The sequence below is a fragment of the Bradyrhizobium sp. Kon69 genome (assembly GCF_055807515.1).
Genome location: NZ_JBVVOS010000027.1, coordinates 94,272 through 121,219, shown reverse-complemented (window position 1 = coordinate 121,219; position 26,948 = coordinate 94,272). Strand labels below are relative to the sequence as shown.

Sequence of the window (26,948 nt, the reverse complement as noted above, 5' to 3'; positions counted from 1 at the left end):
GACCACGAGACGATCACGAATGCGAGCACCGGCACGATCGAAGTGCTGGCGAACGGCGCGCTGACGATCGACCAGGGGTCGACGGTTGCGAATGCCGGCAACGTCACGGTCGATGCTAACGGCAAGCTGACGGTCAATGGCGCCACAATCAACGGTGCCGGGACTGTCACCGGCAACGGCGAGATCGACCTGACCAGCGCTGCGGTGCTGAGCGGCGGCATCCTGAACAACAACGCGGCCTTCAAGGTCAGCGGCACCGGCAATGCGCTCGACCACGAGACGGTCACGAACGCGAGCACCGGCACGATCGAAGTGCTGGCGAACGGCGCGCTGACGATCGACCAGGGTTCAACCGTCGCCAACACCGGCAACGTCACGGTCGATGCCACAGGCAAGCTGACGGTGAACGGGGCTACGATCAGCGGCACCGGTACGGTTACGGGCAGCGGCGAGATCGACCTGACCGGCGCTGCGGTGCTGAGCGGCGGCATCCTGAACAACAATGCGGCCTTTAAGGTCAGCGGCACCGGCAATGCGCTGGACCATGAGACGATCACGAATGCGACCACTGGCACGATCGAAGTGCTGGCGAACGGCGCGCTGACGATTGACCAGGGCTCGACGGTTGCCAATGCCGGCAACGTCATGGTGGACGCCACCGGCAAGCTGACGGTCAACGGCGCCACGATCAACGGTGCCGGGACTGTCACCGGCAACGGCGAGATCGATCTGACCGGCGCTGCCGTGCTGAGCGGCGGCATCCTGAACAACAATGCGGCCTTCAAGGTCAGCGGCGCCGGCAACGCGCTGGACCACGAGACGATCACGAATGCGAGCACCGGCACGATCGAAGTGCTGGCGAACGGCGCGCTGACGATCGACCAGGGCTCGACGGTTGCGAATGCCGGCAACGTCACGATCGATGCCAACGGCAAGCTGACAGTGAACGGCGCGACGATCAGCGGGGGTACGATCGACGGTCCCGGCACGATCGACGTCACCGGCGCCAGCAAGATCGATGGCGGCGCGACGCTGAGCAGCTCTGCCGTGACGGTTGAGAGCGGCGTCATACTGACGCTGGATGACGTGACTGTTGCGGGTACCGCAATCGCCAATCATGGCACGGTCAAGGTCGATGCAAGCAGCAAGCTGACATTGAACGGTGCAAGCCTGACCGGCGGTGCGCTCATTGTTTCGGGTACGCTGAATTCGACCGGCACAACTGCGATTACCGACGCCAACATCTCGAACAACTATCTGATCGAGGCAACTCTCGGCGCGTTGACGCTGTTGGCGACGAGCTCCGCAACCTCGATCGCGAATGACGGCATCCTCCGGGCCAATGGCGCCGAGCTCGACATCAACGGCGAAGCCATCGCAAACACCGGTACGTTGGCGGCGATCAATCACGGGACACTGAAGCTGATCGGGATGACGGTGACCGACACCGGCAGCGGTCATGTCTCGGTCGAGTCCGGCTCGATACTCGATCTCCAGGGCGCGACCATCGATGGCGGTACTGTGACGATTGCCGGTACGCTGGAATCGACCGGCACCAGTGCCATCAACAACGCCGACATCACCAACACCGGCACGATCACGGTGACCAGCGGCACGCTGACGATTGATCCCGCCGTCCTCCACACCATCACCAACCACAATCTGATTCAGGCGAATGGTGGTGAACTCGATATTTCCGGTGACCTGATCGTCAACTCCGCCGATATCAAGGCGGTCCACGGCGGCACGCTGAAGCTTGCGACCGTCATCGTCACCAATTCCGGCGGGACGATCACGGTCGACGCAAGTTCCAAGCTCTATCTGACCGACGTCTCGATCAACGGCGGCAGCCTGAGCAATGCGGGCAATCTGTACGGCGTATCCGGCTCCAGCACCGTTTCGGCGATGGTCACGAACACCGGCACCATCGAGGTGCAGGCCGGCACGCTCAACCTCGCCGGCGGCCTCAGCGGTGTCGGCTCGGTCATCATCGATAGCGGCGCGACGCTCGAACTCGCCGGGGCGACGGCGCAGACCATTGCCTTTGCCGGCGGCGCCGATACGCTCCAGCTCGACAAGGTGGCGGGCCAGAGCTTCACCGGCACCATTGCCGGTCAGTCGACGAAAGCCGGCACGTTCACGATCAAGGGCGCGGCCGATATCACGACATCGAGCGGCGATGCACTCGACTTCACCGCGTCGGGCGGCACATCTGCAGCGCCCGCCAACATCGTTCTCACGCCCACCGGTGCGCTGACGGGCGCGGCCAATGGCGTCGCGGTCACCCAGAACGGTACCGGCGATATCTCGTTCACGGCGACCGGCGACATCAAGGGCCTCGCTGGCCACGGCATCTGGCTGCGCGACAGCGCGACCGGCGCTGGCGATATCACTGTCAACAATCTCACCGGCAAGGCGACCGGCACCGGCGCGAATTCGGTCGGCGTTCTTGTCGAGAATTTGAACAGCGCCAGCGCCGGCGGCATCTCGATCACCCAGCTCGGCGGCGCTGTTGGTGGCGCATACGGAATCGACGCGACCACGCAGGGCGACGGCGACATTGCCATTGACGCCGGCGGTACCATCACCGGCAGCTCCGTCTACGGTATCCGTGCGCGCAGCTACGGCAGTGGCAGCGAGACCGTCACGACCGAGGCCGGCAGCGTCGTCACGTCGGGCAGTTCGGCCATCATCGCGGTCAATCGAGCAGATTCGATCGACGCGTCGGACGGCAGCACCATCACCGTCACGACCTACGGCACGATCAATTCCGGCAGCAGCCTGAACCAGAGCGGTAACACGCCGGCGGGCATCCAGGCCGGTTACACCGGTGCCACGACCGGATCGACCGCCAATACCAACGTTAACGGCACCGTCACCATCAGCAATCACGCCAACATCAACGCCGCGGCGGGCTATGGTATCGACGCCTACAATTACGGCAATGGCGACGTCAGGGTGACCAGCTTCGCCGGGACCACGATTTCGGTCTCCGGGACCCAAAGCGTCGGTATCAACGCCTCGGCATTGAGCGGCGGCACTGGCGACGTGACGGTCACGCTTGGCGCAAATGTTACGATCTCGGGTGCGACGAGCTACGGCATCAGGGCTTACAGCATCGATGCGGGCGACGTCAGCGTTACCATGGCGAATGGCGACAGCATCACGTCTGGCAGCACCGGCATCGTGGCGGTCAACTACGCCACTGCGATCGCTGATGGCGTCGGCAGTACGATCTCGGTCGAGGCCCATGGCACGATCCACTCCGGCTCGACCTCGAATAACGACGGCACCACTCCCGGCGGGATCATCGCCGGCTATAAGCCCGGCGGGGCCGGAACGTTCTCGAATGCAGTCAAGGGCGACGTCACCGTCACGAGCGATGCAACGATTATCGCCGATGCGGGCTACGGCATCGAGGCGTTCACCTGGGGTGTCGGCAACCTCACAGTCACAACCGGCGCGACCTCCTCGATTACGGCCGCCGGTACCGCTATCGGCGCCTTCGATCACGGTGGCGGCGACGTCAGCGTCACCAATAATGGCTCCGCCATCGGTGCGGTCGGCGTGTCTGCCATCGCCAACGGCAGCGGCGACGTCACCATCGTCAATCACGGCGGTATCACCAGCACGAGCCTCGCCGGCATCAGTGTGACGCAGAACGAAGTGGGTGCGACCGGCTCGACCCATATCACCAATACCGGATCGATCGTGGCCCCGAGCGCCCATGCGGCGATCTTCATCCAGGAGAACGCGACCGGCATCGCGCAGATCGACAATTCCGCCACCGGAACGATCGGACCAGCCGTCGCCTCGACCGTGACCGCTGCGACCTATGCCATCGTCGAGACCGGCGGCGCTATCACGATCAACAATGCTGGCCACATCAACGGCAATATCTCGGTCGCCAGCGCGACGTTCAATAACGAGTCCGGCGGCACCTGGGCCGTCGCCGGCTCGGGCGTCTTCGGCAATGCGTCATCAATCGTCAACCACGGCGCCATCGATCTGCATGGCGCATCGATCTCCGGGACCGGGCTGAGCATCGAAAATTACAAGGACATCGACAGCTGGGGCACAGCGTCGATCTCGGGCACCATCGCCAATGCCGGCAGCATCGAGGTCCACACTGGGGCGCTGACGCTGTTCGGCTCGCTGTCGGGCTCGGGCTCGGTCACCGTCGACGCCGGCGCGTTGCTGAAGCTCGACGGCACGGTCACGCAGACGATCACACTCGACGGCGACGGCGCCCATCTTCAGATCGATACATCGGCCTTTGGCGGCTCTATCGGCGCGCTGTCCACGAACGACACAATCGATCTGTCGGCCATCAAGTACGGGCTCGGTACCAGCGCGGTCTATGTCGCCAACAGCAATCCCTCCACCGGCGGCGTGCTGACGGTGACCGATGCGGACGGAAATCACATCAACCTGACCCTGTCCGGTGCCGACTACAGCAATGCCCATTTCGCCGGCAGTGACGACGGCACCGGCCACACGCTGATCACGATGACCGATGACCACGCGCCGGCCTTCACCGCGGGCGGCGTGCTGGCGGGGGACGTCTCCGAGCAGGCGGACGCCACCGGCGACTTCGCCACGTCTGATACGTCAACGCCCGCAACCGGCGCGATTGCCTTCACCGACATCGACCTGACCGACCTGCCGACGGCACAGATCACCGGCCAAGCCGTGACCTCGCTTGGCGCCGATCACAGCACTAACCTCACCTCGTCGCTCACGCTTGACGAGATCGCGGCGCTCAAAAGCGGACTGACACTTCTGCCGCAGGCCGGACTGAACAATGGCACCGTCACCTGGAGCTATTCGATCGCCGACGGTGCGCTGGATTTCCTGGGCGAGAACCAGAGCGCCAAGGTGGTCTCCACCGTCACCCTTGATGACCACCAGGGCAAGACCGATACAACCGACGTCACAATCACGATCACCGGCAAGAACGATGCGCCCGCGATCACGGCGGAAACGAACGACCATTCCGGCGCGGACCTGCTCGAGACGAATACGCCGCTGGTGAAGCATGGTACGCTGACGGTTTCGGATGCCGATACTACCGATCACGTGACGGTCGCGGTCGGTCATCTCGATATCTATTTGGACGATGTGCTCCAGACCGGCTATGTCGGCGAGCCCTCGAGCGCGACGCTGCTCAACTATCTGGCCGTGCAGCCCGGGGACATTCTCAATGGCTCCGCCACCCATGCCGCGTTTACGTGGGACTTCAATTCAGGCAGCGAGGCCTTCGACTTCCTTGCCGCCGGCCACACGCTGTCGCTGCAGTACACGATCGTGCCCAACGACGGCCACACGCCGACCGGAGCCGGTAACGGCGTGATCGCCATCAACATCGCCGGCAGCAACGATGCCCCGACTCTGGATGACGCCACGCTGGCCTCGGTCAGTGGAGATAACAGCGATCCGGTTGGCTCCAAAGTCAGCGATCTCTTTGCCGGCAATTTCCACGACGCCGACGACGGCGCGAGCTTCCAGGCCGTCGCCGTGACGTCCGACCCGGCGTCTGCTGCGCAGGGCGTCTGGCAGTACGAACTCCACGGCACCAATCAATGGGTCGACATCGGTCTGGTCAGCGACACGAGCGCACTGGTGCTGAGCCCGGATACGCTGATCCGCTTCGTGCCGGCCGATGGCTTCACCGGGACGCCGGATGCGTTGGGCGTGCATGCCCTCGACGACACCTATATCGGTGCAATCACCGATTGCTCGTCGCCCGCGACGATCGATCTCACGGCGACGGGCACCGGCGGCACGACGCCTGTCTCGCACGACCTCACCACTATCGATACGGAAGTGACGGCGCCTCCCGACAATGGCCCGGTCATCAACACCGAGAGCTTCCAGGTCTGGCACAACAAGGGGCTCAACACCGACACCATCACTGGGCTCTCGGTCGTCGACACCGATTCCAGTGCCGCGACGGACGACTTCAAGATGACGGCCGTAACCGAGCATGATCTGGACAGCGCCGTCGATCCGGGCACGGCTTGCGGCAACCTCGATGATATTAACTCGGCCCTCGCCGATGGCGTCACCTACAGTCCAGGAGTCCCCCCGCCCGACACCGACCAGATCACACTGACGGTGACGGACAAGACCACGGGCCTGTTCGACACCGTCCATTTCATCTTCAACGAGGCCGGCGACACCAGCGAGGGGATCAGCCTGCAAGGCGCCAGCGGCAAGGACGTCATCTTCGCCACCGATACCAACGACACGCTGACCGGCGGCGGTGGCAAGGATCAGTTCGTGTTCGCGCCGGGCGTGCTGTACGGCGAGAACGGGCAACCGGTCACCGACTTCTCGCACACCATCACCGATTTCACGAATGGGCTGGACATAATCGATTTGCGGCAGTTCTCGGACGTCGGCTCCATCGGCAATCTCACTATCGTCCAGCAGGCGGCATCCGGCGACACGCTGGTGACCTGGCATCAGCAGGTCACGCAGCCGGAGGGCGCGCCGATCACGGAGAACGAGTCGCTGCTGCTCAAGAACGTGATTGCCGCAAATCTCAAGGCTAGCGATTTCATCTTCCACGCCTAGGGAATGCCAACGCCTTCCCGTGACGGGCCCGCCGCTTGACCGCAGCAAAAAACCATACTCCTTCGCATCCAGGAATGGCCAATCGCGCGCGGACGCTGCATGATCGGCGCGCACGGCGCAGTGCGGGTTTGCAGGAAGTCCGATCCGAATGAAACGTCTCAAGATCCTGCGGCGGTGGTTTGCGCGGAAGTTGGGGTTTGCGCGGCTGATGTGCCTTGCGCTGCTGGTCGTGTTTGCCGGCGCTCGCCTCTGGGATCCGCCGCCGATCCAGGAACTGCGGCTGCGCACCTTCGACATGTTTCAGTTGATCGATCCGCGCCACAAGGCGGCGCGGCCGGTTACGATCGTCGACATCGACGACAAGAGCCTCGCCAAGCTCGGCCAATGGCCGTGGCCGCGGACGCGGATCGCCGACCTGATCCAGAACCTCACCAGTCACGGCGCGGTCGCAATCGGCTTCGACGTGGTGTTCTCGGAGGCTGATCGGCTCAATCCGGATCTGGTCGCGAGCCAGATGCGTTACCTCGACGATGCCACCCGCGCCAAGCTGCGCGAGCTGCCGAGCAACGACCAGATCCTCTCCGAAGCGATCAAGCGCTCGCGCGTGATCCTGGGCGAGACCGGGCAGCGGGCGATTTCGTCCGAGGTCGACAAGTCGCTGCCCTTTACCGGCGTCGCGACGGTCGGCGAGGAGGGTGCTGAGCGCTTCCTGTTCGAATTTCCCGGGCTGTTGCGCAACGTGCCCGAGATCGAGAAGGTCGCGGCCGGCCGTGGCCTGTTCTCGATCAAGACCGAGCGCGACGGCCTGATCCGGCGCGTGCCGATGATCATGCGCGCCCAGGGCATGGTCATGCCCTCGCTGAGCCTCGAGATTTTGCGCGTCGTCACGGGCACGCCGACCTTGCTGGTTCGGACCGACAAGACCGGCGTGCGGGCCGTGCGTCTCAAGGGCGTGGAGATCCCAACCGACAGGAACGGTCAGCTCTGGGTGCATTACGCCCGCCAGGATCCCTCGATCTACGTCTCGGCCGCCGACGTGCTCGACAACACCGTGCCGCCGAACAAGATCGCCGGCAAGCTGGTGCTGATCGGCACCTCCGCTGTTGGGCTCAATGACATCAAGACCACGCCGGTGTCCTCGACCATGCCCGGCGTCGAGATCCACGCCCAGGTGCTGGAGAGCGTGCTGAGCGGCGCGGTGATCTCCCAGCCGAACTACGCGCTCGGCGTCGAGCTGCTCGCAGCGCTCGTCATCGGCTTGCTCGTCATCATCTTCACGCCGAACCTCGGACCGGTCCGTCTCGTGCTTGCCGGCGCGACCTTCGCCGCGATCCTGATCGGAGTATCCTGGTTCTTCTATGCGCAGCACCGCTATCTCATCGACTTCACCTATCCTCTGCTCTCGACCACCGCGATCTATCTGACGCTGATCTTTGCGAGCTTCGTGCGCGAGCAGCGGCAGCGTGTGCAGATTCGCGGCATGTTCGCGCAATACATGTCGCCGGTGCTGGTCGAGCAGCTCGCGCAGTCACCGGAAAAGCTCGTCCTCGGCGGCGAGGAGCGCGAGATGACGATCATGTTCTCCGACGTGCGCGGCTTCACCACCATATCGGAAACCTACAAGCACGATCCGCAGGGCCTGATCGCGCTGATGAACCGTTTCCTGACCCCGCTGACCGACGTGATCATCGATCAGAAGGGCTATATCGACAAATATATGGGCGACGCCATCATGGCGTTCTGGAACGCGCCGCTCGACGATGCCGAGCACGAGGTCAACGCCTGTGAGGCGGCGATCCAGATGCTGGAGAAGATCGACGCGGTGAACAAGGACCGCGAGCAGGAAGCCATCGATGGCGGCCACGTCTACATCCCGCTCAATGTCGGTATCGGTCTCAACACCGGCATCGGCGTGGTCGGCAACATGGGCTCCGACCTGAAGAAGAACTATTCCGTGCTCGGCGACAGCGTCAACCTGGCGTCGCGCCTCGAAGGCCAGTCGAAGGAGTACGGCTTTCCCATTATCGTCGGCTCGAGGACCGCGCTCGCGGCCAAGGACAAGTTCGCGATTCTCGAGCTCGACTTCATCATGGTCAAGGGCAAGACCGAGCCGGAAGTGATCTACGCCATCGCCGGCCGCGCGGACGTGATGCATTCGGGCGCCTTCCAGCGCCTGCGCAACGTCACCATCGAAATGCTCGGCTGCTATCGCAGTCGCGACTGGCAGGGCGCACTGGACGCGATCGAACGCGGCCGCAGGAGCGAGGATGCCGACACGCTGGAGAAGCTGTTCAAGCTCTACGAAGTGCGCATCAAGGAATTCCAGGTCGATCCGCCGGCCGAGGGCTGGACCGGGGCGTATGCGCTGCTGACGAAGTAGGGGGCGCTCGCTGGCAGCCAAGCCCTCACTGTCGTCCCGGCGTAGGCCGGGACCCATACTCCGCAGCAGAAGTTGTTACGTTAGATTGGAGTGGCTGCCGTCGCCAAACCCAACTCGGTGGTTATGGGTCCCGGCCCCCCGTGCGCAATTGCGCACTAGGCCGGGACGACAATAACCCTCACTCCGCCCCGATCGTCGTGAGGTCCTGGAACCAGTGCTGCGCCTGGACGAACTGCTTGACCTTGGGCGACAGCGCATGCGGGTTGGTGTCGTGCACCACCCACACCAGCGTGGCGTCGTCGACGATCAGCGCATGCGCCTGCGCCAGCAGCTCGTCCTGCTTGCCGCTGTCGAAGGTCTGCTTGGCCTCGTCGATTAGTGCGTCGACCTTCGGATTTTTATAGCCGCCCCAGTTGACGCCGACCGGCGCGATCTGGCTCGAATGGAAGAAGCGGACGATGGCGTAGAGCGGGTCGGAGGTGACGTAGGCGATGTTGTTGGCGGTGATGCCGGCGTTCATCTCGTCGGCCGCGCCCTTGCGCCAATGCGTATACAGCGTCTCGAGTTCGACGACCTTGAAATCAATGTCGATGCCGATCTCCTTGAAGCTCTGCTGCAAGAATTCGTTCATCGGCAACGACAGCATCTGGCCGGTGCCGCCCTGTGCGATGATGAAGGTCGCCTTCAGCGGCTTCGCCTTGGAGTAGCCGGCTTCCTCGACCAGCTTCTTCGCTGCGGCGACATCGTATTTCAGCTCGAAGCTCGGCTTGCCGAACCACGGGCTCGACGGATCGACCTGTCCCTTGGCGGGTTTCGCAAGGCCATTCATCAGGCCCACCACGGCTTCACGATCGATCGCGAGGTTGAGCGCCTTGCGCAGGCGGATGTCGGTCCAGGGCGAACCCGGCAGCACGCTCAGATGATAATTCCAGACATGCGGCGTGACGTTGTCGACGAGCTTCATGCCGGCGGCCTTGAGCTGCGGCACAGCATCCGGCGCCGGCGTCTCGATCAGATCGACTTGTCCGGCGAGCAGCGCATTGGTGCGCGTCAGCGCTTCCGGCATCGGCACCAGCACGAGCTTGTCGACCTTGGGAATACGCTTCTTGTTCCAGTAATCCGGATTCTTGGTCAGCTCGGCGAGCTCGCGCGGCACCAGTTTGGTCAATTTGAACGGACCGGTCCCCGAAGGCTGGCTCGCGAATTTGTCCCAGTCCTTGCCGAGCTTCTCGTATTGCGTCGGGCTCGACACCAGGAACCACAACATCTGATAGGGGAAGAAGGAATCGACCGTCTTGGTGGTGATCTCCACCGTGGAGTCGTCGATCTTGGCATAGCTCGCGACCGAAGGCAGGCGGGTCTTGACCTGGGCGCTCTGACGCTTGTCGAATTGCGGCGCCTTGTCGTTGAGCACCTTGTCCAGATTCCAGATCACGGCATCGGCGTCGAACTCGCTGCCGTCGTGAAACTTCACGCCCTTGCGCAAGGTGAAGCGCCATTTGGTCTTGTTCTCGTCATCGACTTTCCACTCGGTGGCCAGTCCCGGCACCAGCTTTCCCGGGCGGTCGGCGACGTCCATCTCCCACGCCACGAGCGGATCGTAGATGGTGTAGGCCGTGAACTGATAGGCGCCGGCGCCGCGATCGGGCTGACCGGTCGTCAGCGGGATGTCCGCCATCGAGATGCCGTAGCGCAGCACCGTCTCGGCGCCCGCGGGAATCGCGGACAACGCCAGTGCAAGCACGGCGAAACAGGTCGATAGTCGGATACGCATGGGCCAAAGCTCCAGGGAAGGCTTCAAGGACAATCGGAGCCAAACCTGCAATCTTGATGCCAGAATAGGCAGTGAGGTGCTTTCGCCGAGGCGTCATCACAAGGACTTGTCGTCGCAGGGGCAATTTGCAGAATAAGTTTCCCCATTGGCATAGGCATTGCATACGATTGCATCAAAATTAGTCATCGAAGCCGGAAAAGGATTGAGTCAATGCTTATCAATAAGAACAAGACCCGCGCGGCGCTGATCGCGTTGCTGGCGCTCAGTAGCGCGGCTGCGTGGCCGCGCGCGGCCAGTGCCGAAACCGTGCTGCGCATCGCCATGACGGCTGCCGATATTCCGCGCACGCTGGGCCAGCCCGATCAGGGCTTTGAGGGCAACCGCTTCACCGGCCTCACCATGTATGACGCGCTCACCGGCTGGGACCTGTCCTCGGCCGACAAGGCGAGCGTGGTGATCCCCGGCCTTGCCACCGAGTGGAAGGTCGATGACGCCGACAAGACCAAATGGACTTTCAAGCTGCGGCCGGGCGTCACCTTCCATGACGGCTCGCCGTTCAATGCAGACGCCGTGGTGTGGAATGTCGAGAAGGTGCTGAAGCAGGACGCGCCGCAATTCGACGCCAGCCAGGTCGGCGTCACGGCCTCGCGCATGCCGACGTTGGCGTCCGCGAAGAAGATCGACGACATGACGGTCGAACTCACCACCAAGGAGCCCGACAGCTTCCTGCCGATCAACCTCACCAATCTCTTCATGGCGAGCCCGGCGAAGTGGCAGCATTTCTACGACAAGGCGGAAGGCGCTGACGCCAAGGCGAAGTCGCAGGCGGCCTGGACCGCGTTCGCCAAGGATGCAGCCGGCACCGGTCCCTGGAAGATGGCCGCGTTCACGCCGCGCGAGCGGCTCGAGCTGGTCAAGAATGCGAGCTACTGGAACAAGGATCGCGTGCCCAAGGTCGACAAGATGGTGCTCTTGCCGATGCCGGAGGCGAACGCGCGCACCGCGGCGCTGCTCTCCGGGCAGGTCGATTGGGTCGAGGCGCCGGCGCCGGACGCTTTGCCCGAATTGAAGCAGCGCGGCTTCAAGCTCTACGCCAACGAGCAGCCGCATGTCTGGCCGTGGCAGTTCTCGCGTGTCGAGGGTTCGCCCTGGAACGACATCCGCGTCCGCAAGGCCGCGAACCTCTGCGTCGATCGCGAAGGCCTCAAGGACGGCCTGCTCGCGGGGCTGATGGTGCCGGCGACCGGCACGTTCGAGCCCGGCCATCCCTGGCGCGGCAAGCCGACCTTCGAGATCAAGTACGACAAGGCTGCTGCGCAGAAGCTGATGCAGGAGGCCGGATTCGGCCCGAACAAGAAGCTGACGGTGAAGACCCAGACCTCGGCGTCCGGCTCGGGCCAGATGCAGCCACTGCCGATGAACGAATATCTCCAGCAGGCGCTGGCCGAATGCTATTTCGACGTGCAGCTCGACGTCATCGAGTGGAATACGCTGTTCACCAATTGGCGCCGCGGCGCCAAGGATCCGAGCGCCAACGGCTCGAACGCGACCAACGTCACCTACGCGGCGATGGATCCGTTCTTCGCGCTGGTGCGCTTCCTGCAATCGGGCATGGCGCCGCCGGTCTCGAACAATTGGGGTTTCATCAACAACCCCAAATTCGACGAGCTGGTGAAGAAGGCGCGGCAGACCTTCGATCCCGCGGCGCGTGACGCCGCGCTCGCCGAACTGCACGCGGCCTCCGTCGACGACGCAGCCTTCCTCTACGTCGCCCACGACGTCGGCCCCCGTGCCATCAGCCCGAAGGTGACAGGCGTCGTGCAGCCGAAGAGCTGGTTCATCGACTTCTCGCTCGTGTCGATGCAGTAGTTCGCTCGGCTTGCTCAGTGCCCTCTCCCCTTGCGGGAGAGGGTGGCTTCGCGGATAGCGAAGCCGGGTGAGGGATCTCTCTCCGCGAATGCGGACCTCTCAACCGACGCAGTATCATCCGCGGAAACAACCCCTCATCCGGCGCTTCGCGCCACCTTCTCTCGCAAGGAGAGAAGGAAGAAAGAACTGCAGTGCTCGCCTATATCGCCAGACGCATCGTCTATGTCGTCCCGATCGTCATCAGCGTCGCGCTGGTGTGTTTTCTGCTCGTGCACATCACGCCGGGCGATCCGCTGGTCGCCGTGCTGCCGGCCGACGCCTCGCAGGAGCTCGCCGCGCAGCTTCGTACCGCCTACGGTTTCGACCGCCCGCTGCCGGTGCAGTTCGGGCTTTGGCTGCTCCGCGCGCTTCATGGCGATCTCGGCAATTCCATCGCCACGGGCCGCCCGGTGCTGGCCGAAGTCATGCGTGCGGTCAGCAACACCGTCACGCTGGCGATTGCGGCGGCCATCATCGGCTTCACCATGGGCATCCTGCTCGGCCTGATCGCCGGCTATTTCCGCGAAACCTGGATCGACAAGCTGGCGACGTCGTTTGCCATCGCCGGCGTTTCGGTGCCGCATTACTGGCTTGGCATGGTGCTCGTCATCATTTTCTCGGTCCAGCTGAACTGGCTGCCCGCCGTCGGCGCCGGACCCGGAGGTTCGGCCGCCTGGGCCTGGGACTGGGCGCATTTGCAATATCTCGTGCTGCCGGCGATCACGACCTCGGTGATCCCGATGGGCATCGTCACCCGCACGGTGCGGGCGCTGACCGGCGACATTCTCAGCCAGGACTTCGTCGAGGCGCTGCGTGCCAAAGGCCTGCATGAGCGCGGCGTGTTCCGCCACGTCATCAAGAACGCCGCGCCCACCGCGCTCGCGGTGATGGGACTTCAGCTCGGTTACATGCTCGGCGGCTCGATCCTGATCGAGACCGTGTTCTCCTGGCCGGGCTCGGGCTTCCTGCTCAACTCGGCGATCTTCCAGCGCGACCTGCCGCTGCTGCAGGGCACGATCCTGATCCTGGCGTTGTTCTTCGTCTTCCTCAATCTGCTGGTCGACATCGCGCAAGCCGCGATCGACCCGCGCATCAAGCGGGGTTAGCCGATGAGCGAGCTTCCGCTATCCGCCACCGCCGATGCCGCGCTTCAGTCCGCGCCCGCGACCAAGGCGGGCGGATATTGGGCGACCGTGGGCCGTCGTATCCGGCGCGACAAGGTCAGCATAGTCTGCGCGCTGGTGCTGCTGCTGATCTTCCTGTCCGCGATCGTTGCGCCGTGGCTCGGTCTGGAAGATCCCTACAAGGGCTCGATGATCCGCCGCCTGCGCCACATCGGCACATCAGGCTACCCGCTCGGCACCGACGAGCTCGGCCGCGACATGCTGGCGCGACTGATCTATGGCGGCCGGCTGTCGCTCCTCATCGGCATTTTGCCGGTGATCCTCGCCTTTTGCATCGGCACGTCGCTCGGCCTCGTTGCCGGCTATGTCGGCGGCAAGCTCAACACCGCGATCATGCGCACGATCGACGTGTTCTATGCCTTTCCGTCCGTGTTGCTGGCGATCGCGATCTCGGGCGCGCTGGGCGCGGGCATCCTCAATTCCATCGTGTCGTTGACCGTCGTGTTCGTGCCGCAGATCACCCGCGTCGCCGAAAGCGTGACGACGGGCGTGCGCAACATGGACTTCGTCGATGCCGCGCGCGCCTCGGGCGCGGGACCGTTCACCATCATGCGCGTTCATATCCTCGGCAATGTGCTCGGATCGATCTTCGTCTACGCGACCAGCCTGATCTCGGTCTCGATGATCCTCGCGGCAGGCCTGTCCTTCCTCGGTCTCGGCACCAAACCGCCGGAGCCGGAATGGGGCCTGATGTTGAATACCTTGCGCACCGCGATCTATGTCAATCCCTGGGTCGCCGCGCTCCCGGGCGCGATGATCTTCGCGGTCTCGATCTGCTTCAACCTGCTCTCGGACGGCCTGCGCAGCGCCATGGACATCAGGAACTAGCCATGAGCGAAACCAACGCCTCCGTCACGATGCTGGAGCCGATCGAAGACCTCGGCGGCGTCGCCCAACCGCTGCTTCAGGTCAACGGCCTGACCAAGCATTTCCCGGTTCGTGGCGGCCTGTTCGCCGCAAAGCGCACCGTGCGTGCGGTTGATAATGTCTCGTTCACCGTCGCCAAGGGCGAGACCGTCGGCATCGTCGGCGAGTCCGGTTGCGGCAAGTCGACCACCGCGCGGCTGCTGATGCATCTGATGCCGCGCGACACCGGTGACATCATCTATGACGGCATGAGCGTTGGCCAGTCGCTCTCCCTGCGAGAGCTGCGCCGCGGCATGCAGATGGTGTTCCAGGATTCCTACGCCTCGCTCAATCCGCGCCTGACCATCGAGGAATCGATCGCCTTTGGCCCAAAGGTGCACGGCATGGCCGACGGCGCCGCGCGCGCGCTGGCGCGCGAGCTGCTCGGCAAGGTGGGCCTGGTTCCTGCAAACTTCGCCAACCGCTACCCCCACGAGATCTCCGGCGGTCAGCGCCAGCGCGTCAACATCGCGCGCGCGCTGGCACTCTCGCCGCGGCTGGTGATCCTCGATGAAGCCGTCTCCGCGCTCGACAAATCTGTCGAGGCGCAAGTGCTCAATCTCCTGGCCGATCTCAAGAGCGAATTCGGCCTGACCTATCTCTTCATCAGCCACGATCTCAACGTCGTGCGCTACATCAGCGATCGCGTGCTGGTGATGTATCTCGGCGAGGTGGTCGAGCTCGGCCCGGTCGACCAAGTTTGGGACCAGCCGGCGCATCCCTATACGCGCGCACTTCTTGCTGCGATGCCGTCCTCGGATCCGGACCGCCGCACCGAGACGCCGCCGATCACGGGCGATCCGCCCAATCCGATCGATCCGCCGTCGGGCTGCCGCTTCCACATCCGTTGCCCGTTTGCGGAGCCGCTCTGTGCAAATGCGACACCAAAACTCACCGCGCTCGATAGAATGGGCCACGAGGCCGCGTGCTACATGGCGATCCCGGGTTCAGGCCATAGCCGCGCGCCGAAGGAGGAAACCGTATGACGAGACCGACGACAAAAGAGATCAAGGCGACCGCACAGATCGCCGGTGTTCCCGTTGACGACGAGATCGCGACGCGCATCTCCAATTCCATCGGACCGGCCTTCGAGGGCTTTGCGGCCATTGCCGGCACGCTGCCGTTCGATCTCGAGCCCGCGCTCTATCCGATCGCGCAGACTGCCAAGGTCTCGAAATGAGCACCGAACCCGCATTGATGACGCTTACCGAGGTCGCGCGCGCGATTGCGATGAAGCAGGTGTCCTCGCATGAGGTGACGCGGGCGCTACTGCATCGCATCGCGCAGTGGCAGCCGCATCTCAACGCCTTCATGTCGATCGAGTCGGAGAAGGCTATGAAGGCTGCCGATGCCGCCGACGCCGAACTCGCCAAGGGCGAAGTCCGCGGGCCGTTGCATGGCGTGCCGCTCGCGCACAAGGACATGTACTACGACGCCGGCCACGTCGCGACCTGCGGCTCGTTGATCCGCCGCGATTTCGTTCCGACCGTCACCTCGACTGCCTTGCAGCGGCTGAAGGACGCCGGCCAGATTCGGCTCGGCACGTTGCATCTGGCCGAATTCGCCTATGGCCCGACCGGCCACAACGCCCACTACGGCCCTGTTCGCAATCCCTGGAACGCCGCGCACATCACCGGCGGCTCGTCGTCGGGCTCGGGCTCGGCGGTCGCGGCGCGATTGACCTATGCCGCGCTCGGCTCCGACACCGGCGGCTCGATCCGCATGCCCGCGCATTTCTGCGGCGTCACGGGATTGAAGACCACGGTCGGCCGGGTCAGCCGCGCCGGCGCGATGCCGCTGTCGCAGTCGCTCGACACGGTCGGCCCACTCGCCCGCACCGCCGAGGATTGCGCGCTGCTGCTGGCGCTGATGGCCGGCCCTGATCCTGACGATTCGACCTGCAGTCATGAGCCGCTGTCTGACTATGTCGGCGCGACCAAGGGCTCGCTAAAAGGCCTCAAGGTCGGCGTCCCCTCGTCCTTCTATGTCGACGATCTCGACGGCGAGGTCGCGCGCGTGCTGGACGAGACCATCGCGGTCCTCAAGCGCGAGGGCGCCGACATCGTCACGGTCGATCTGCCCGACCAGCGACAATTGTCCTCGGCAAGCCAGCTCGTGCTTGCAGCCGAAGCCGCCGCCTTCCACAAGCGCTGGATGATCGAGCGGCCGCAGGATTACGGCCCACAGGTGTTGATGCGGCTTCAGAACGGGCTCGCGGTCCCCGCCATCACCTATCTCGAGGCGATGCGCTGGCGCGGACCTGCGCTCGCTGCGCACAACACTGCGACATCAGGTGTCGATGCGATCATCGCTCCGGCGTCTCCGGTGCCGGCGCCGACGATCGAGGAGAGCGACGTCGGCGGCGGGCCGAACGCGCCGGCGCTGTTACAGCGGCTGACGCTGTTCACCCGCCCGGTGAATTATCTCGGCCTGCCGTCGCTCACGGTGCCCTCTGGCTTCACCAGAAGCGGTCTTCCGATCGGCATGCAATTGATCGGCCGCTCTTTCGATGAAGCGACCTTGCTCACCATCGGCGCCGCATTCCAGCGCGCCACCGACTACCACGACAGGCTGCCGAAACTTCCGTCATGACAAAGCTCGTCGAGATCTCAGGCCTCAACATCCGCTTCACCGGCGAGCGTACGGTCTATGCCGTGAACGATCTCAGCCTCTCGCTCGGCGACGGCGAGGTGCTGGGCCTGCTCGGAGAGTCCGGTTCGGGCAAGAGCGTGACTTTGCGTGCACTGATGCGGCTGCTGCCGAAGAAGCGCACGCAGATCACGGGCAAGGTCAACGTGATGGGCCGCGACGTGCTCGCCATGAACGACGAGCAGCTGTCGTCGTTCCGCGGCCAGACCGTGTCGATGATCTTTCAGGAGCCGGCGCTCGCGCTCGATCCGGTCTACACCATCGGGGCGCAGATCGCCGAAAGCGTGGTGCGCCATGAAGGCAAGTCTTACGCGGAGGGCAGGGCGAGGGCGCTCGAAATGCTCGAGGTCGTGCGCATTCCCTCGGCCAAGCGGCGGCTCGATGCCTATCCGCACGAGATGTCTGGCGGCATGCGTCAGCGCGCGATGATCGCGCTGGCGCTCGCGTGTCGTCCCAAGATATTGCTCGCGGATGAGCCGACCACGGCGCTCGATGCCACCGTGCAGATTCAGATCCTGCTGCTGTTGCGCGAATTGCAGCGCGAGTTCGGCATGTCCGTCATCTTCGTCACCCATGACATCGGGGTCGCCATCGAGATCTGCGACCGGGTCGCGGTGATGTATGCCGGCCAGATCGTGGAGCAGGGCACGCTTCGCGACATCGTCCGCTCGCCGGTGCATCCCTACGCCAAGGGTCTGCTCGCCTCGACCGTCCACGGGGCCAAGCGGGGACAGCGGCTCGAGACCATCCCCGGCACCCCGCCGTCGCTCGGCGAGAGGCCGCACAACTGCTCCTTTGCGCCCCGCTGCGCCGTAGCCCAGCCGCGCTGCCTGGAACAACTGCCAGGGAATGTGGAGGTCGGCCCGGGCCGGGCGGCACGGTGCGTCCTGGCGGAGCCGGTCACCGCACTGTCCTGATCTTTGACCGCGACCGGGAAGCGGAAACAGCATTCACACCTCGTTCATCCCGGTTCCGCTTCCATGGAACCCTCACGGAGAGGGACCTCACTTATGTACATTTCCAATGAAGGCCTGCTTGTCATCCTGTTCGTCGGCCTGGTAGCTGGCTGGCTGGCCGGCAAGGTGGTGCGCGGAACCGGATTCGGCATTATCGGCGATATCGTGGTCGGCATCGCCGGCGCGCTGGTGGCAAGCTTCCTGTTTCCGAAGCTCGGCATTCACATCGGCACCGGGCTGATATCGGAGATCATCTATTCCGCGATCGGCGCGGTCATCCTGCTGCTGGTGGTGCGGTTGGTCCGCGGCGGCGGCCGGTTCTAATGGCGCCCGAGTTCAATTGATCGAACTTTTGACCTCTCCCCGCCCGGGGAGAGGTGACATGTCTGCAAGAAAAAGCCGCAAGATCGTGAGATTCCGGACTTGCGTGCAGGGCCGGTCGGGGGTGATGTGGGCCATAGGGGTCCCGGGTATTCGACTGCGTTGGGCGATGAGCGCAAAGGCGATGTTAATCCGGGTCAATTACTCCTGAATTTGCCTTTGAAATCAGGGACTTTGGCCCCTACCCGAAAGAGATCAGACTGATGGCAGCCGTTCCCGGCGTCCGCCGCTCAGAGCTCGGTGATGCGCTGCGCGCCTGTCGCACGGCGTTTGTCGGCGTCGGCTTGATGAGCTGCATGATTAACCTGCTCTATCTGACCGGGTCGATCTTCATGCTGGAGGTCTACGACCGGGTGCTGCCGAGCCGCAGCATTCCGACCCTGGTCGGCCTGATCGTCCTTGCCAGTTTCCTCTACATGGCGCAGGGCGTGCTGGACATGATCCGTAACCGGATTCTGGGCCGGGTCGGCACCGCGCTGGACGAAGCCCTGAACAAGCGGGTGTTCGACACCATCGTGCGCCTGCCGCTGCTGGTCGGCAGCCGCAACGAGGGGCTTCAGCCGCTGCGCGATCTCGACAATGTCCGCTCCTTCCTCGGCGGCATGGGCCCGAGCGCGTTCTTCGACCTGCCCTGGCTGCCGCTCTATCTCGCCATCTGCTTCGCCTTCCACGTCATGATCGGCGTCACCGCGCTGGTCGGCGCGGTCATCCTGGTCGGGTTGACGCTGGTCACCGAGTTCATGTCGCGCCAGCCGGCGAAGGAGGCGATGGGCCTTGCCGCCCAGCGCAACGATCTCGCCCAAGCCAGCCGCCGCAATGCCGAAGTCATGGTGTCGATGGGCATGGCCGGCCGGATGAACGCGCGCTGGAGCGAGGCCAACGAAAAATATCTCGACGGCAACCAGCGTGCGAGCGACGTCGCCGGCGGTCTCGGCGCGGTCGCAAAAGTGCTGCGCATGATGCTGCAATCGGCCGTGCTCGCGGTCGGCGCCTATCTCGTCATCCATCAGGAGGCGACCGCCGGCATCATCATCGCCGGCTCGATCCTCTCGGCACGAGCGCTCGCGCCGGTCGACCTCGCGATCGCGCACTGGAAATCCTTTGTCGCGGCACGTCAGAGCTGGCACCGCCTGACCCGCCTACTGGAGCAGATGCCGGCGCAGACGATGCCGACCCAGTTGCAGGCGCCCACCAGCCGCCTCTCGGTCGAAGGCATCGCCATGGTGCCGCCGGGCGACCAGCGCCTCATCGTGCAGGACGTCACCTTTGCGCTCGAAGCCGGCAACGGCCTTGGCGTGATCGGACCGAGCGGCTCCGGCAAGTCGTCGCTGATCCGCGCGCTGGTCGGCGTCTGGCAACCGGTCCGCGGCAAGGTGCGGCTCGACGGCGCGGCGCTCGACCAGTGGTCGTCGGACATGCTTGGCCGCCATATCGGCTATCTGCCGCAGGACGTCGAATTGTTCGGCGGCACCATCGCGCAGAACATCAGCCGCTTCGACCCCGAGGCCACGTCTGACGGCATCATCGCCGCCGCCAAGGAAGCCGGCGTGCACGAGATGATCATCAAGATGCGCGAGGGCTACAACACCCAGGTCGGCGAGCAGGGCACGGCGCTCTCCGCAGGCCAGGCGCAGCGCGTGGCGCTGGCGCGCGCGCTCTATGGCAATCCGTTCCTGATCGTGCTCGACGAACCCAATTCCAATCTCGATACCGAAGGCGACGAAGCGCTGACCCGCGCCATCCGCGCGGCGCGCGAGCGCGGCGCCATCGTCGTCGTGGTGGCGCACCGTCCGATCGGCGTGGAAGCGGTCGACCAGATCCTGGTGCTGCGCGACGGCCGCATGCAGGCCTTCGGGCCGAAGGAGCAGGTGCTCGCCCAGGTGCTCCAGCCGCGTGTGACGCCGCCGGCGCCGATCAAGATCGTCAGCGAAGGCGGAGCCAAGGCATGAGCACGATGGCGCTCGGCGGGGCGAAGCCCGCCGCGAAGCGAACCGTACGGCAGTCGATCCGGTTTCACCTGATGCTCGGGCTTGGGATCGTGCTGGTCCTCCTGGTCGGGCTCGGCGGCTGGGGATCGACCGTGCAGATCTCGGGCGCGCTGATCGCGCCGGGGCAGATCGTGGTCGAATCCAACGTCAAGAAGGTGCAGCATCCGACGGGTGGCGTGGTCGGCGAGCTGCGCGCCCGCGATGGCGACGTGGTCAAGGCCGGCGACATCGTGGTGCGGCTCGACGACACCGTCACCAAGGCCAACCTCGCCATCGTCACCAAGAATCTCGACGCGGCGCAGGCCCGTGCGGCGCGGCTCCAGGCCGAGCAGCGCGGGATCGACAGGATCGACTACCCGCAAGCGCTGCTCGATCGCGGCAACGATCCCGACGTCAAGGCGCTGCTCTCCGCCGAAACCAAGCTGTTCGACGTCCGCGTCAACGGACGCGCCGGCCAGAAGGCGCAGCTGCGCGAGCGCATCCAGCAGCTCAACGAGGAGATCGAGGGCCTCTCCGCGCAGGAGCGGGCCAAGGACAAGGAAATCTCGCTGGTGCAGCAGGAACTCGTCGGCGTCCGCGATCTCTATGACAAGCATCTGGTGCAGATCTCCCGCCTGACCACGCTCGAACGCGACAGCGCCCGCCTCAACGGCGAGCGTGCGCAATACATCGCCTCGCGCGCGCAGGCCAAGGGCAAGATCACCGAGACCGAGCTCCAGATCATCCAGGTCGACAAGGACATGGTCAGCGAGGTCTCCAAGGATCTGCGCGAGACCAATGACAAGATCGGCGAAATGATCGAGCGCAAGGTCGCCGCCGAGGACCAGCTTCGCCGCGTCGACATCCGCGCGCCGCAGGACGGCATGGTGCTGCAATCGACGGTGCATACCGTTGGTGGCGTCATCACCGCCGGCGACGCCCTCATGCTGATCGTGCCGCAGGCCGACGATCTCCAGGCCGAAGCCAAGGTCAATCCGGTCGATATCGACAAGCTGCAGATCGGTCAGAAGACGCTGCTGCGCCTGTCCGCCTTCAACCAGCGCACCACGCCCGAGCTCAACGGCGTCGTCAGCCGCGTCTCGCCCGACGTCACCACCGATCAGCGCACCGGCCAGAGCTACTACACCATCCGCGTCTCGCTGTCGGCAGAGGAGGTCGCCAAGCTCGGTGACTCCAGGCTGATCCCCGGCATGCCGGCGGAAGCCTTCGTCCAGACCGGCGACCGCACCATGCTGTCCTATCTGATGAAGCCGCTGCACGACCAGTTCATGCGCGCGTTCCGGGAGAAGTGACGCGCCAAAGCGCGTCATCACCTCTTTTCGTCATTGCGAGCGTAGCGAAGCAATCCAGGTTGCCTCCGCGGCGAGATTTCTGGATTGCTTCGCTACGCTCGCAATGACGGGCGGCTTCTTTCTTGCTTTAGTTTTCTTGCTATAGTTCGATTCAGCCCCAGCAACCCGGCGTCGAACAATGCAATCCATCCAATCCCCATCCTCCGTCGCCACCGAATCCTTCACCGACGCTGGCCTCGCCGTCGCCCGCCTCGAAGAGATCTATGAGCGCAACACGAAGTTCCTGCGGGACCGGTTCGAAGCTTACGTGAACGGGGAGGCGATCACGACGCGGGTGCGGGCCTTCTATCCCTTCGTCCGTGTCACGACCGCGACGCATGCGCGGCTGGATTCGCGTCTTGCCTACGGCTTCGTCGCCCGGCCCGGTGTGCACGAGACCAGCGTCACGCGACCGGATCTGTTCCGGACCTATCTCACCGAGCAGATCGGACTGTTGATCCAGAACCACGGCGTCCCGGTCGAGATCGGCGAGTCCAGCGAACCGATCCCCGTTCACTTCGCCTACCGCCGCGACATCAACATCGAAGCCGCCATCACCACCAGCGAGAACTCGCCCGTGACGCGGTCGCTGCGCGACGCGTTCGACGTGCCTGATCTGGCCACCATGGACGATGCCATCGCCGACGGCACTTTCGAGCTCCAGCCTGGCGCGCCCGAGCCGCTATCCCTGTTTCGGGCGGCCCGCGTCGATTACTCGCTGCGCCGGCTCTATCATTACACGGGCACGGATCCAGAGCATTTCCAGAACTTCGTGATCTTCACCAACTACCAGTTCTACGTCGACGCCTTCGCGCAACTCTGCCAGCAGCGGCTTCAGGCTGGCGAGGCCGGCTTCGATGCCTTCGTTGCTCCAGGCAATGTGATCACGCGCAGCGGCGGCGCGACGACGGGCGTTGCGCCCCCGCGTGCGCCGCAGATGCCGGCCTTCCATCTGGTCGCGCCCGGCTATCGCGGCATCACCCTGATCAATATCGGCACGGGTCCGTCCAACGCGCGCAACGTCACCGACCATGTTGCCGTGCTGCGGCCCCATGCCTGGCTGATGCTCGGCCATTGCGCGGGCCTGCGCAACACGCAGCGGCTCGGCGACTACGTGCTCGCCCATGGCTATGTGCGCGAGGACCATGTGCTGGATCGTGAGTTGCCGCTGTGGGTGCCGATCCCGGCGCTGGCGGAGATGCAGGTGGCGCTCGAGGAGGCGGTCGAGGACGTCACCGGGCTCGAGGGTTTCGAGCTCAAGCGCCTGATGCGGACCGGCACCGTCGCCAGCGTCGACAACCGCAATTGGGAGATCAGCGGGCCCGATGTCATTCGCCGCTTGTCGCAGTCGCGCGCGGTTGCGCTCGACATGGAATCGGCCGCGATTGCCGCCAACGGCTACCGCTTTCGCGTCCCCTACGGCACCCTGCTGTGCGTCTCCGACAAGCCTCTGCACGGCGAGATCAAGCTCGCAGGCATGGCCAGCGAATTCTACCGCCGCCGCGTCGGCCAGCATCTCGAGATCGGCTTGAAGGCGCTGGAACGGCTCAAGCAGCAGGAATCCGAGCGGCTGCATTCGCGAAAGCTCCGCAGTTTCGCCGAAGTTGCGTTCCAGTAGGCGATGGATTGCCTTTGCTGCTGACAAACAGCGGGATTTTCGGCATTTTCGGCGCGGGGGTCGACCGGGACGACTTGATGCCACTCATGCGCGACAGGATCATTGGCCATGATCTCGAACGGCTCGCCTTTCGCTTCACCATGCTGAACGACGGCGAGGTCGTGCAGTGCCAGATCAGCGACGCTGCGATGGACGAGCTTGCGGGCATGCAGGGCACCGAAAGCAGCGCGCGGCAGGCCCAGTTCCTGTCGCTGCGCGAGACCATCGAGCGGCTCGCCTCAGACCTCTACGACGAGGCGCCGCGGGTCAGGGGTCACGTGGTGCGGATCTTTACGCGACATTTGCTTTGAGCGATCGACGCCAAAGCGATAGCCGAGCGAATCAAACGGGGCCTAATCCCGATGCGGCGACGCTGCTGCCGTACTGAGAGATTCGTACAATTGGCTTTGTATAGACGCGACGAAGCCGGAGAAAAGGCGCTTCCACGTAAACGAAACTGATGATCCCGATCGGAATCATCAGGGTGAAGCAGGCGAATGACCACGCCAATGCGACGTAGAAGTTCGAAATGTCCATGACGTGGCGTTGAACGAACTCCGCTAGCTCGACCACGAAGAACGTATGCAGCAGGTAGATTGAATAGCTATATTCGCCAACCTTCGAGAACGCCCATGAAATGCCCGCGTTTCTCAGCCTGAAACTGGTGTCATAGTAGGCGACAAGCGACGAGTAAGCGACGGCTTCCGCGGTCGGGAGGATTATCCATAGTGGATTGCGCTCTGTTCCGTAGTAGCCGCCGGCAATGTCGAACATCCAGAACCCCACAGTGAACGCTGTGAGTATTCCGATGGCCGAAAGGTGTCTTCCGGTGAAAATGTGTCGATAGCTGAACGCGATGATGCCCAAAGCGAACTGATCTATGCGGCCAATGATCGTGTAGTACGCGTAATATTCTACTTCGCCGACCGTTAGGAAGATGATGGAGCGTAGGGCAATTGCTGCTCCCACGAAGATGAGTGGTGTCCACTTATGGCGCCTGCTCGCGTAGATCAGAAAGGGCAGTGCGATATAGAAATGCATTTCGATGGTGATGGACCACGCGCCATTCGGCCAAGCTGGGACCACGAATCCCTTCGCTAGATTTGCGACGTATCCACCGAGCCCCTCGTCCTCCGCATGCCTGATGATCCCGACCAGGATGAAGACGAGGACCAGGAGCGGGGCGAGCCGGATCAAACGGTTCCAGAAAAATGCAAGGTAGTTTATCGTCTTGCCGTCAAGCAACTTCGCGAACAGATATCCGCTGAGCGTCATGAAAAGCGCCACTCCGGTGTGACCTTCGTCAAACAAGGCCAGCGGAAACACAGCCGGGGCGCCCTCGAAAGTCTCAGGATAAGCACCAACGGCATGCGTGAAGTGCCAAGCGAAAACCATGAGCACCGCGACTGCCCGAACGTGGTCAAGCCCGATGAAGTGCAAACCGGCTGATGACTTCAATTGTATCCCTCAAGTCTCGAAAGACTTAGACCGTGCGAGGGCCAAATCGCGCCTTTGATAGAGATAGAATGAGCAAAGCAACGACTGGTTAAAACTCGGTTGCTCACGGAGAGGAGTTGTTCAGTTTTCAGCAATCGGTCGGCTATGCGATTGCACGCGGCGCCTCCTCCTATGGGCAATCCACGATCGAAACGCCGAAAGAACTGCCGTCTCAAATCGTTCGAGCTGGCCTTTCAGCCGAAGAGCGTGTTTCTCGAGGAGGTGCCAGGAGGCGACAGCGACGCCAAAGGCAATCGGCAGGCTGATCAGGACGTTCAGATACCAGTACTGAAGCGACGGGCCCAGCGCTGCAACGCACTGCTGGATGACGAATCCATAGAGGTACATCCCGTAGGAATAGTCGCCGGACGACACGATCCAGATTCGCCGCGGGTTCGTGAGGCCCAGATAACACGCGAGATAGGCGGCCGGCACGGCAAAAATCGCATCGCTGCGTCCGCCGGCCATACCAATCATGCAAAGTACAAGCGCGAACAGGCCCGTGGCCCGGTTGAACGGTACCTTGTCGCGCCAGAGGTAGAAGCCGACGCCCAATAGGAAGCAGAACACCAGAATGTGCGGGCGAAGGTGAATGAACAGTTCGTCTGAATGGTAGATATCGTACCAGACCAGGCCGATCTGGGCGAACACCAGGAACCCAAGGTATAGTGCCCTGTTGAAGCAAATCGTGGTCGCGGCAAGAAGCGCCAGGATAGCGTAACACCACAGCTCATACGGCACCGTCCAGAGCTGAGCATTCACCAGATCAGGCACCGGATTGTAAAGAAATACACCCGGGAGTTCGAAGTGGACGTCGCCGAGCATGTTGAGGAAATAGACATGGAATCTCGGATCCGCGAAGTACTCGGTCAAAGGCATCGCGGTGAAGATCGGGCCGATGATGATGGCTGAAAGCGTCGTCTCAACCGCGAGAGCGGGCGCAATGCGAAGCACGCGCAGGCCGATAAACGAAATCAGGCTCTTGCACCTCAACAAGCTGCCCGTCACCAAGAACCCGCTCAAGGCGAAGAAGAGCGCAAGAACCGTTGCGTTCACCATGCGAAAATGGCCTGCTACCTCCATTGCCCGATCGAGCCCAAGTGTGACGTTCGCGCTGTGGAGGCAGATGATCGCGGCCGCCAGCGCAATTCGCATGTAATCGAAACCTGCAGGCCGATTGCGCGAAAGAGCCAGCTGATCAGCCAGACTGAACATGCTTGTGCTCTTAGCGGAACGCCACAAAACCGCACGCCGAAGCGGCGATCAACCAGCAGCACGTCTCGATCCGCCGACGCGTGGCGTGCTCCCAGCGCACTTGAACCCGCGATCCGCACGCCTTTCGACGTCCCAATGCGGGGGCGCGCCCCCATGCGGAGTAAGTCAACCCGCTAAACATTCCAGATTCCCAATTGCGACGGCAGACGTGCAAGTTCGCGCTGCTTCTTGGGGTTCTAGCACGCGCGTCGTCCGGTTGTGTTTACAATGAGTACTATCGTTTGTGTGTTGGTGAAGAATTTGTTCCTAATGTTGACGGCGGCCTTCCAAATATGGAACCGACGGGCGGCCGGTTAAGCCGGAAAGAGAAGCTCCGGATCGCAAGACCCAGAAGATGCCATTGAGGACACGACGGTCATTCACCCGTGGCACGCCGCGCGACTTATCGGCAGCATCGGCTTAATGGCAGACCTCGTGCTCAATCTTTGGCGCGGACCCGGCTACCTGTTCGCCACGGGCCTCGTCACAGCTGCGGCGCGGCTG

17 protein-coding genes and 1 pseudogene are annotated in these 26,948 nt (G+C 63.5%); 14 read left to right on the top strand and 4 right to left on the bottom strand.

Going from position 1 to position 26,948, the window contains the following annotated elements:
* On the top strand, positions 1-6,579 hold a 6,579-nt coding region (locus AC0L3U_RS30385; RefSeq protein ID WP_473364277.1), incomplete at its 5' end, for a beta strand repeat-containing protein.
* Positions 6,580-6,727: 148 nt separating this feature from the next.
* Positions 6,728-8,959, top strand: coding sequence for a CHASE2 domain-containing protein (locus AC0L3U_RS30380; protein ID WP_473364276.1), 2,232 nt, complete (start codon positions 6,728-6,730; stop codon positions 8,957-8,959).
* A 178-nt stretch (positions 8,960-9,137) separates the two neighbouring features.
* Here the strand turns inward: AC0L3U_RS30380 and AC0L3U_RS30375 are convergent, their stop codons facing one another.
* Positions 9,138-10,733 (bottom strand): ABC transporter substrate-binding protein, encoded by a 1,596-nt coding sequence (locus AC0L3U_RS30375; protein WP_473364275.1) that lies wholly within the window; start codon positions 10,731-10,733, stop codon positions 9,138-9,140.
* Positions 10,734-10,943: 210 nt separating this feature from the next.
* Here AC0L3U_RS30375 and AC0L3U_RS30370 point away from each other — a divergent pair, with 210 nt between their 5' ends.
* The 12 genes from AC0L3U_RS30370 to AC0L3U_RS30315 all read left to right on the top strand — a co-directional run bounded on the left by AC0L3U_RS30370 (position 10,944) and on the right by AC0L3U_RS30315 (position 24,004).
* Positions 10,944-12,602, top strand: coding sequence for an ABC transporter substrate-binding protein (locus tag AC0L3U_RS30370; protein ID WP_473364274.1), 1,659 nt, complete (start codon positions 10,944-10,946; stop codon positions 12,600-12,602).
* A 191-nt stretch (positions 12,603-12,793) separates the two neighbouring features.
* Positions 12,794-13,747 carry an ABC transporter permease gene (locus AC0L3U_RS30365; protein ID WP_007599552.1) on the top strand — a complete coding sequence of 318 codons (954 nt, stop codon included), beginning with the start codon at positions 12,794-12,796 and terminating at the stop codon, positions 13,745-13,747.
* A gap of 3 nt (positions 13,748-13,750) precedes the next feature.
* The gene (locus AC0L3U_RS30360; RefSeq protein ID WP_473364273.1) at positions 13,751-14,653 is read left to right on the top strand and encodes an ABC transporter permease; all 903 of its coding nucleotides are present in this window, start codon (positions 13,751-13,753) and stop codon (positions 14,651-14,653) included.
* Positions 14,654-14,655: 2 nt separating this feature from the next.
* On the top strand, positions 14,656-15,717 hold the full coding sequence (locus AC0L3U_RS30355) for an ABC transporter ATP-binding protein (RefSeq protein ID WP_473364272.1): 1,062 nt from the start codon (positions 14,656-14,658) through the stop codon (positions 15,715-15,717).
* On the top strand, positions 15,714-15,911 hold the full coding sequence (locus AC0L3U_RS30350; protein WP_473290130.1) for a hypothetical protein: 198 nt from the start codon (positions 15,714-15,716) through the stop codon (positions 15,909-15,911). Before AC0L3U_RS30355 ends, AC0L3U_RS30350 begins: the two co-directional genes overlap by 4 nt.
* Complete coding sequence (locus AC0L3U_RS30345; protein ID WP_473364271.1) at positions 15,908-17,323, top strand: amidase; 1,416 nt, start codon at positions 15,908-15,910, stop codon at positions 17,321-17,323. The genes AC0L3U_RS30350 and AC0L3U_RS30345 overlap by 4 nt, the downstream gene beginning before the upstream one ends.
* Positions 17,320-18,297: an ABC transporter ATP-binding protein gene (locus AC0L3U_RS30340; RefSeq protein ID WP_456766420.1), complete on the top strand. Its 978-nt coding sequence runs from the start codon at positions 17,320-17,322 to the stop codon at positions 18,295-18,297. The genes AC0L3U_RS30345 and AC0L3U_RS30340 overlap by 4 nt, the downstream gene beginning before the upstream one ends.
* Positions 18,298-18,390: 93 nt before the next feature.
* The gene (locus tag AC0L3U_RS30335; RefSeq protein ID WP_007605178.1) at positions 18,391-18,660 is read left to right on the top strand and encodes a GlsB/YeaQ/YmgE family stress response membrane protein; all 270 of its coding nucleotides are present in this window, start codon (positions 18,391-18,393) and stop codon (positions 18,658-18,660) included.
* A gap of 260 nt (positions 18,661-18,920) precedes the next feature.
* Positions 18,921-20,666 carry a type I secretion system permease/ATPase gene (locus AC0L3U_RS30330; protein WP_473364270.1) on the top strand — a complete coding sequence of 582 codons (1,746 nt, stop codon included), beginning with the start codon at positions 18,921-18,923 and terminating at the stop codon, positions 20,664-20,666.
* The gene (locus tag AC0L3U_RS30325; protein ID WP_473364269.1) at positions 20,663-21,997 is read left to right on the top strand and encodes an HlyD family type I secretion periplasmic adaptor subunit; all 1,335 of its coding nucleotides are present in this window, start codon (positions 20,663-20,665) and stop codon (positions 21,995-21,997) included. Before AC0L3U_RS30330 ends, AC0L3U_RS30325 begins: the two co-directional genes overlap by 4 nt.
* A 178-nt stretch (positions 21,998-22,175) precedes the next feature.
* Positions 22,176-23,654 carry an AMP nucleosidase gene (locus AC0L3U_RS30320; protein ID WP_473364268.1) on the top strand — a complete coding sequence of 493 codons (1,479 nt, stop codon included), beginning with the start codon at positions 22,176-22,178 and terminating at the stop codon, positions 23,652-23,654.
* 77 nt (positions 23,655-23,731) lie between these two features.
* On the top strand, positions 23,732-24,004 hold the full coding sequence (locus AC0L3U_RS30315; RefSeq protein ID WP_456766416.1) for a DUF1488 family protein: 273 nt from the start codon (positions 23,732-23,734) through the stop codon (positions 24,002-24,004).
* A gap of 31 nt (positions 24,005-24,035) precedes the next feature.
* Here AC0L3U_RS30315 and AC0L3U_RS30310 read toward each other — a convergent pair whose 3' ends face one another.
* From AC0L3U_RS30310 to AC0L3U_RS30300, 3 genes and pseudogenes are all read right to left on the bottom strand, one after another.
* Positions 24,036-25,151 carry an acyltransferase family protein gene (locus tag AC0L3U_RS30310; RefSeq protein WP_473364267.1) on the bottom strand — a complete coding sequence of 372 codons (1,116 nt, stop codon included), beginning with the start codon at positions 25,149-25,151 and terminating at the stop codon, positions 24,036-24,038.
* Between the two features lie 120 nt (positions 25,152-25,271).
* Entirely contained in the window at positions 25,272-26,405 is a 1,134-nt protein-coding gene (locus tag AC0L3U_RS30305; protein WP_473364266.1) for an acyltransferase family protein, read from the bottom strand.
* 369 nt (positions 26,406-26,774) lie between these two features.
* A pseudogene (locus tag AC0L3U_RS30300) lies at positions 26,775-26,860 on the bottom strand (IS5/IS1182 family transposase); the annotation flags it as partial.
* Positions 26,861-26,948: the final 88 nt, after the last annotated feature.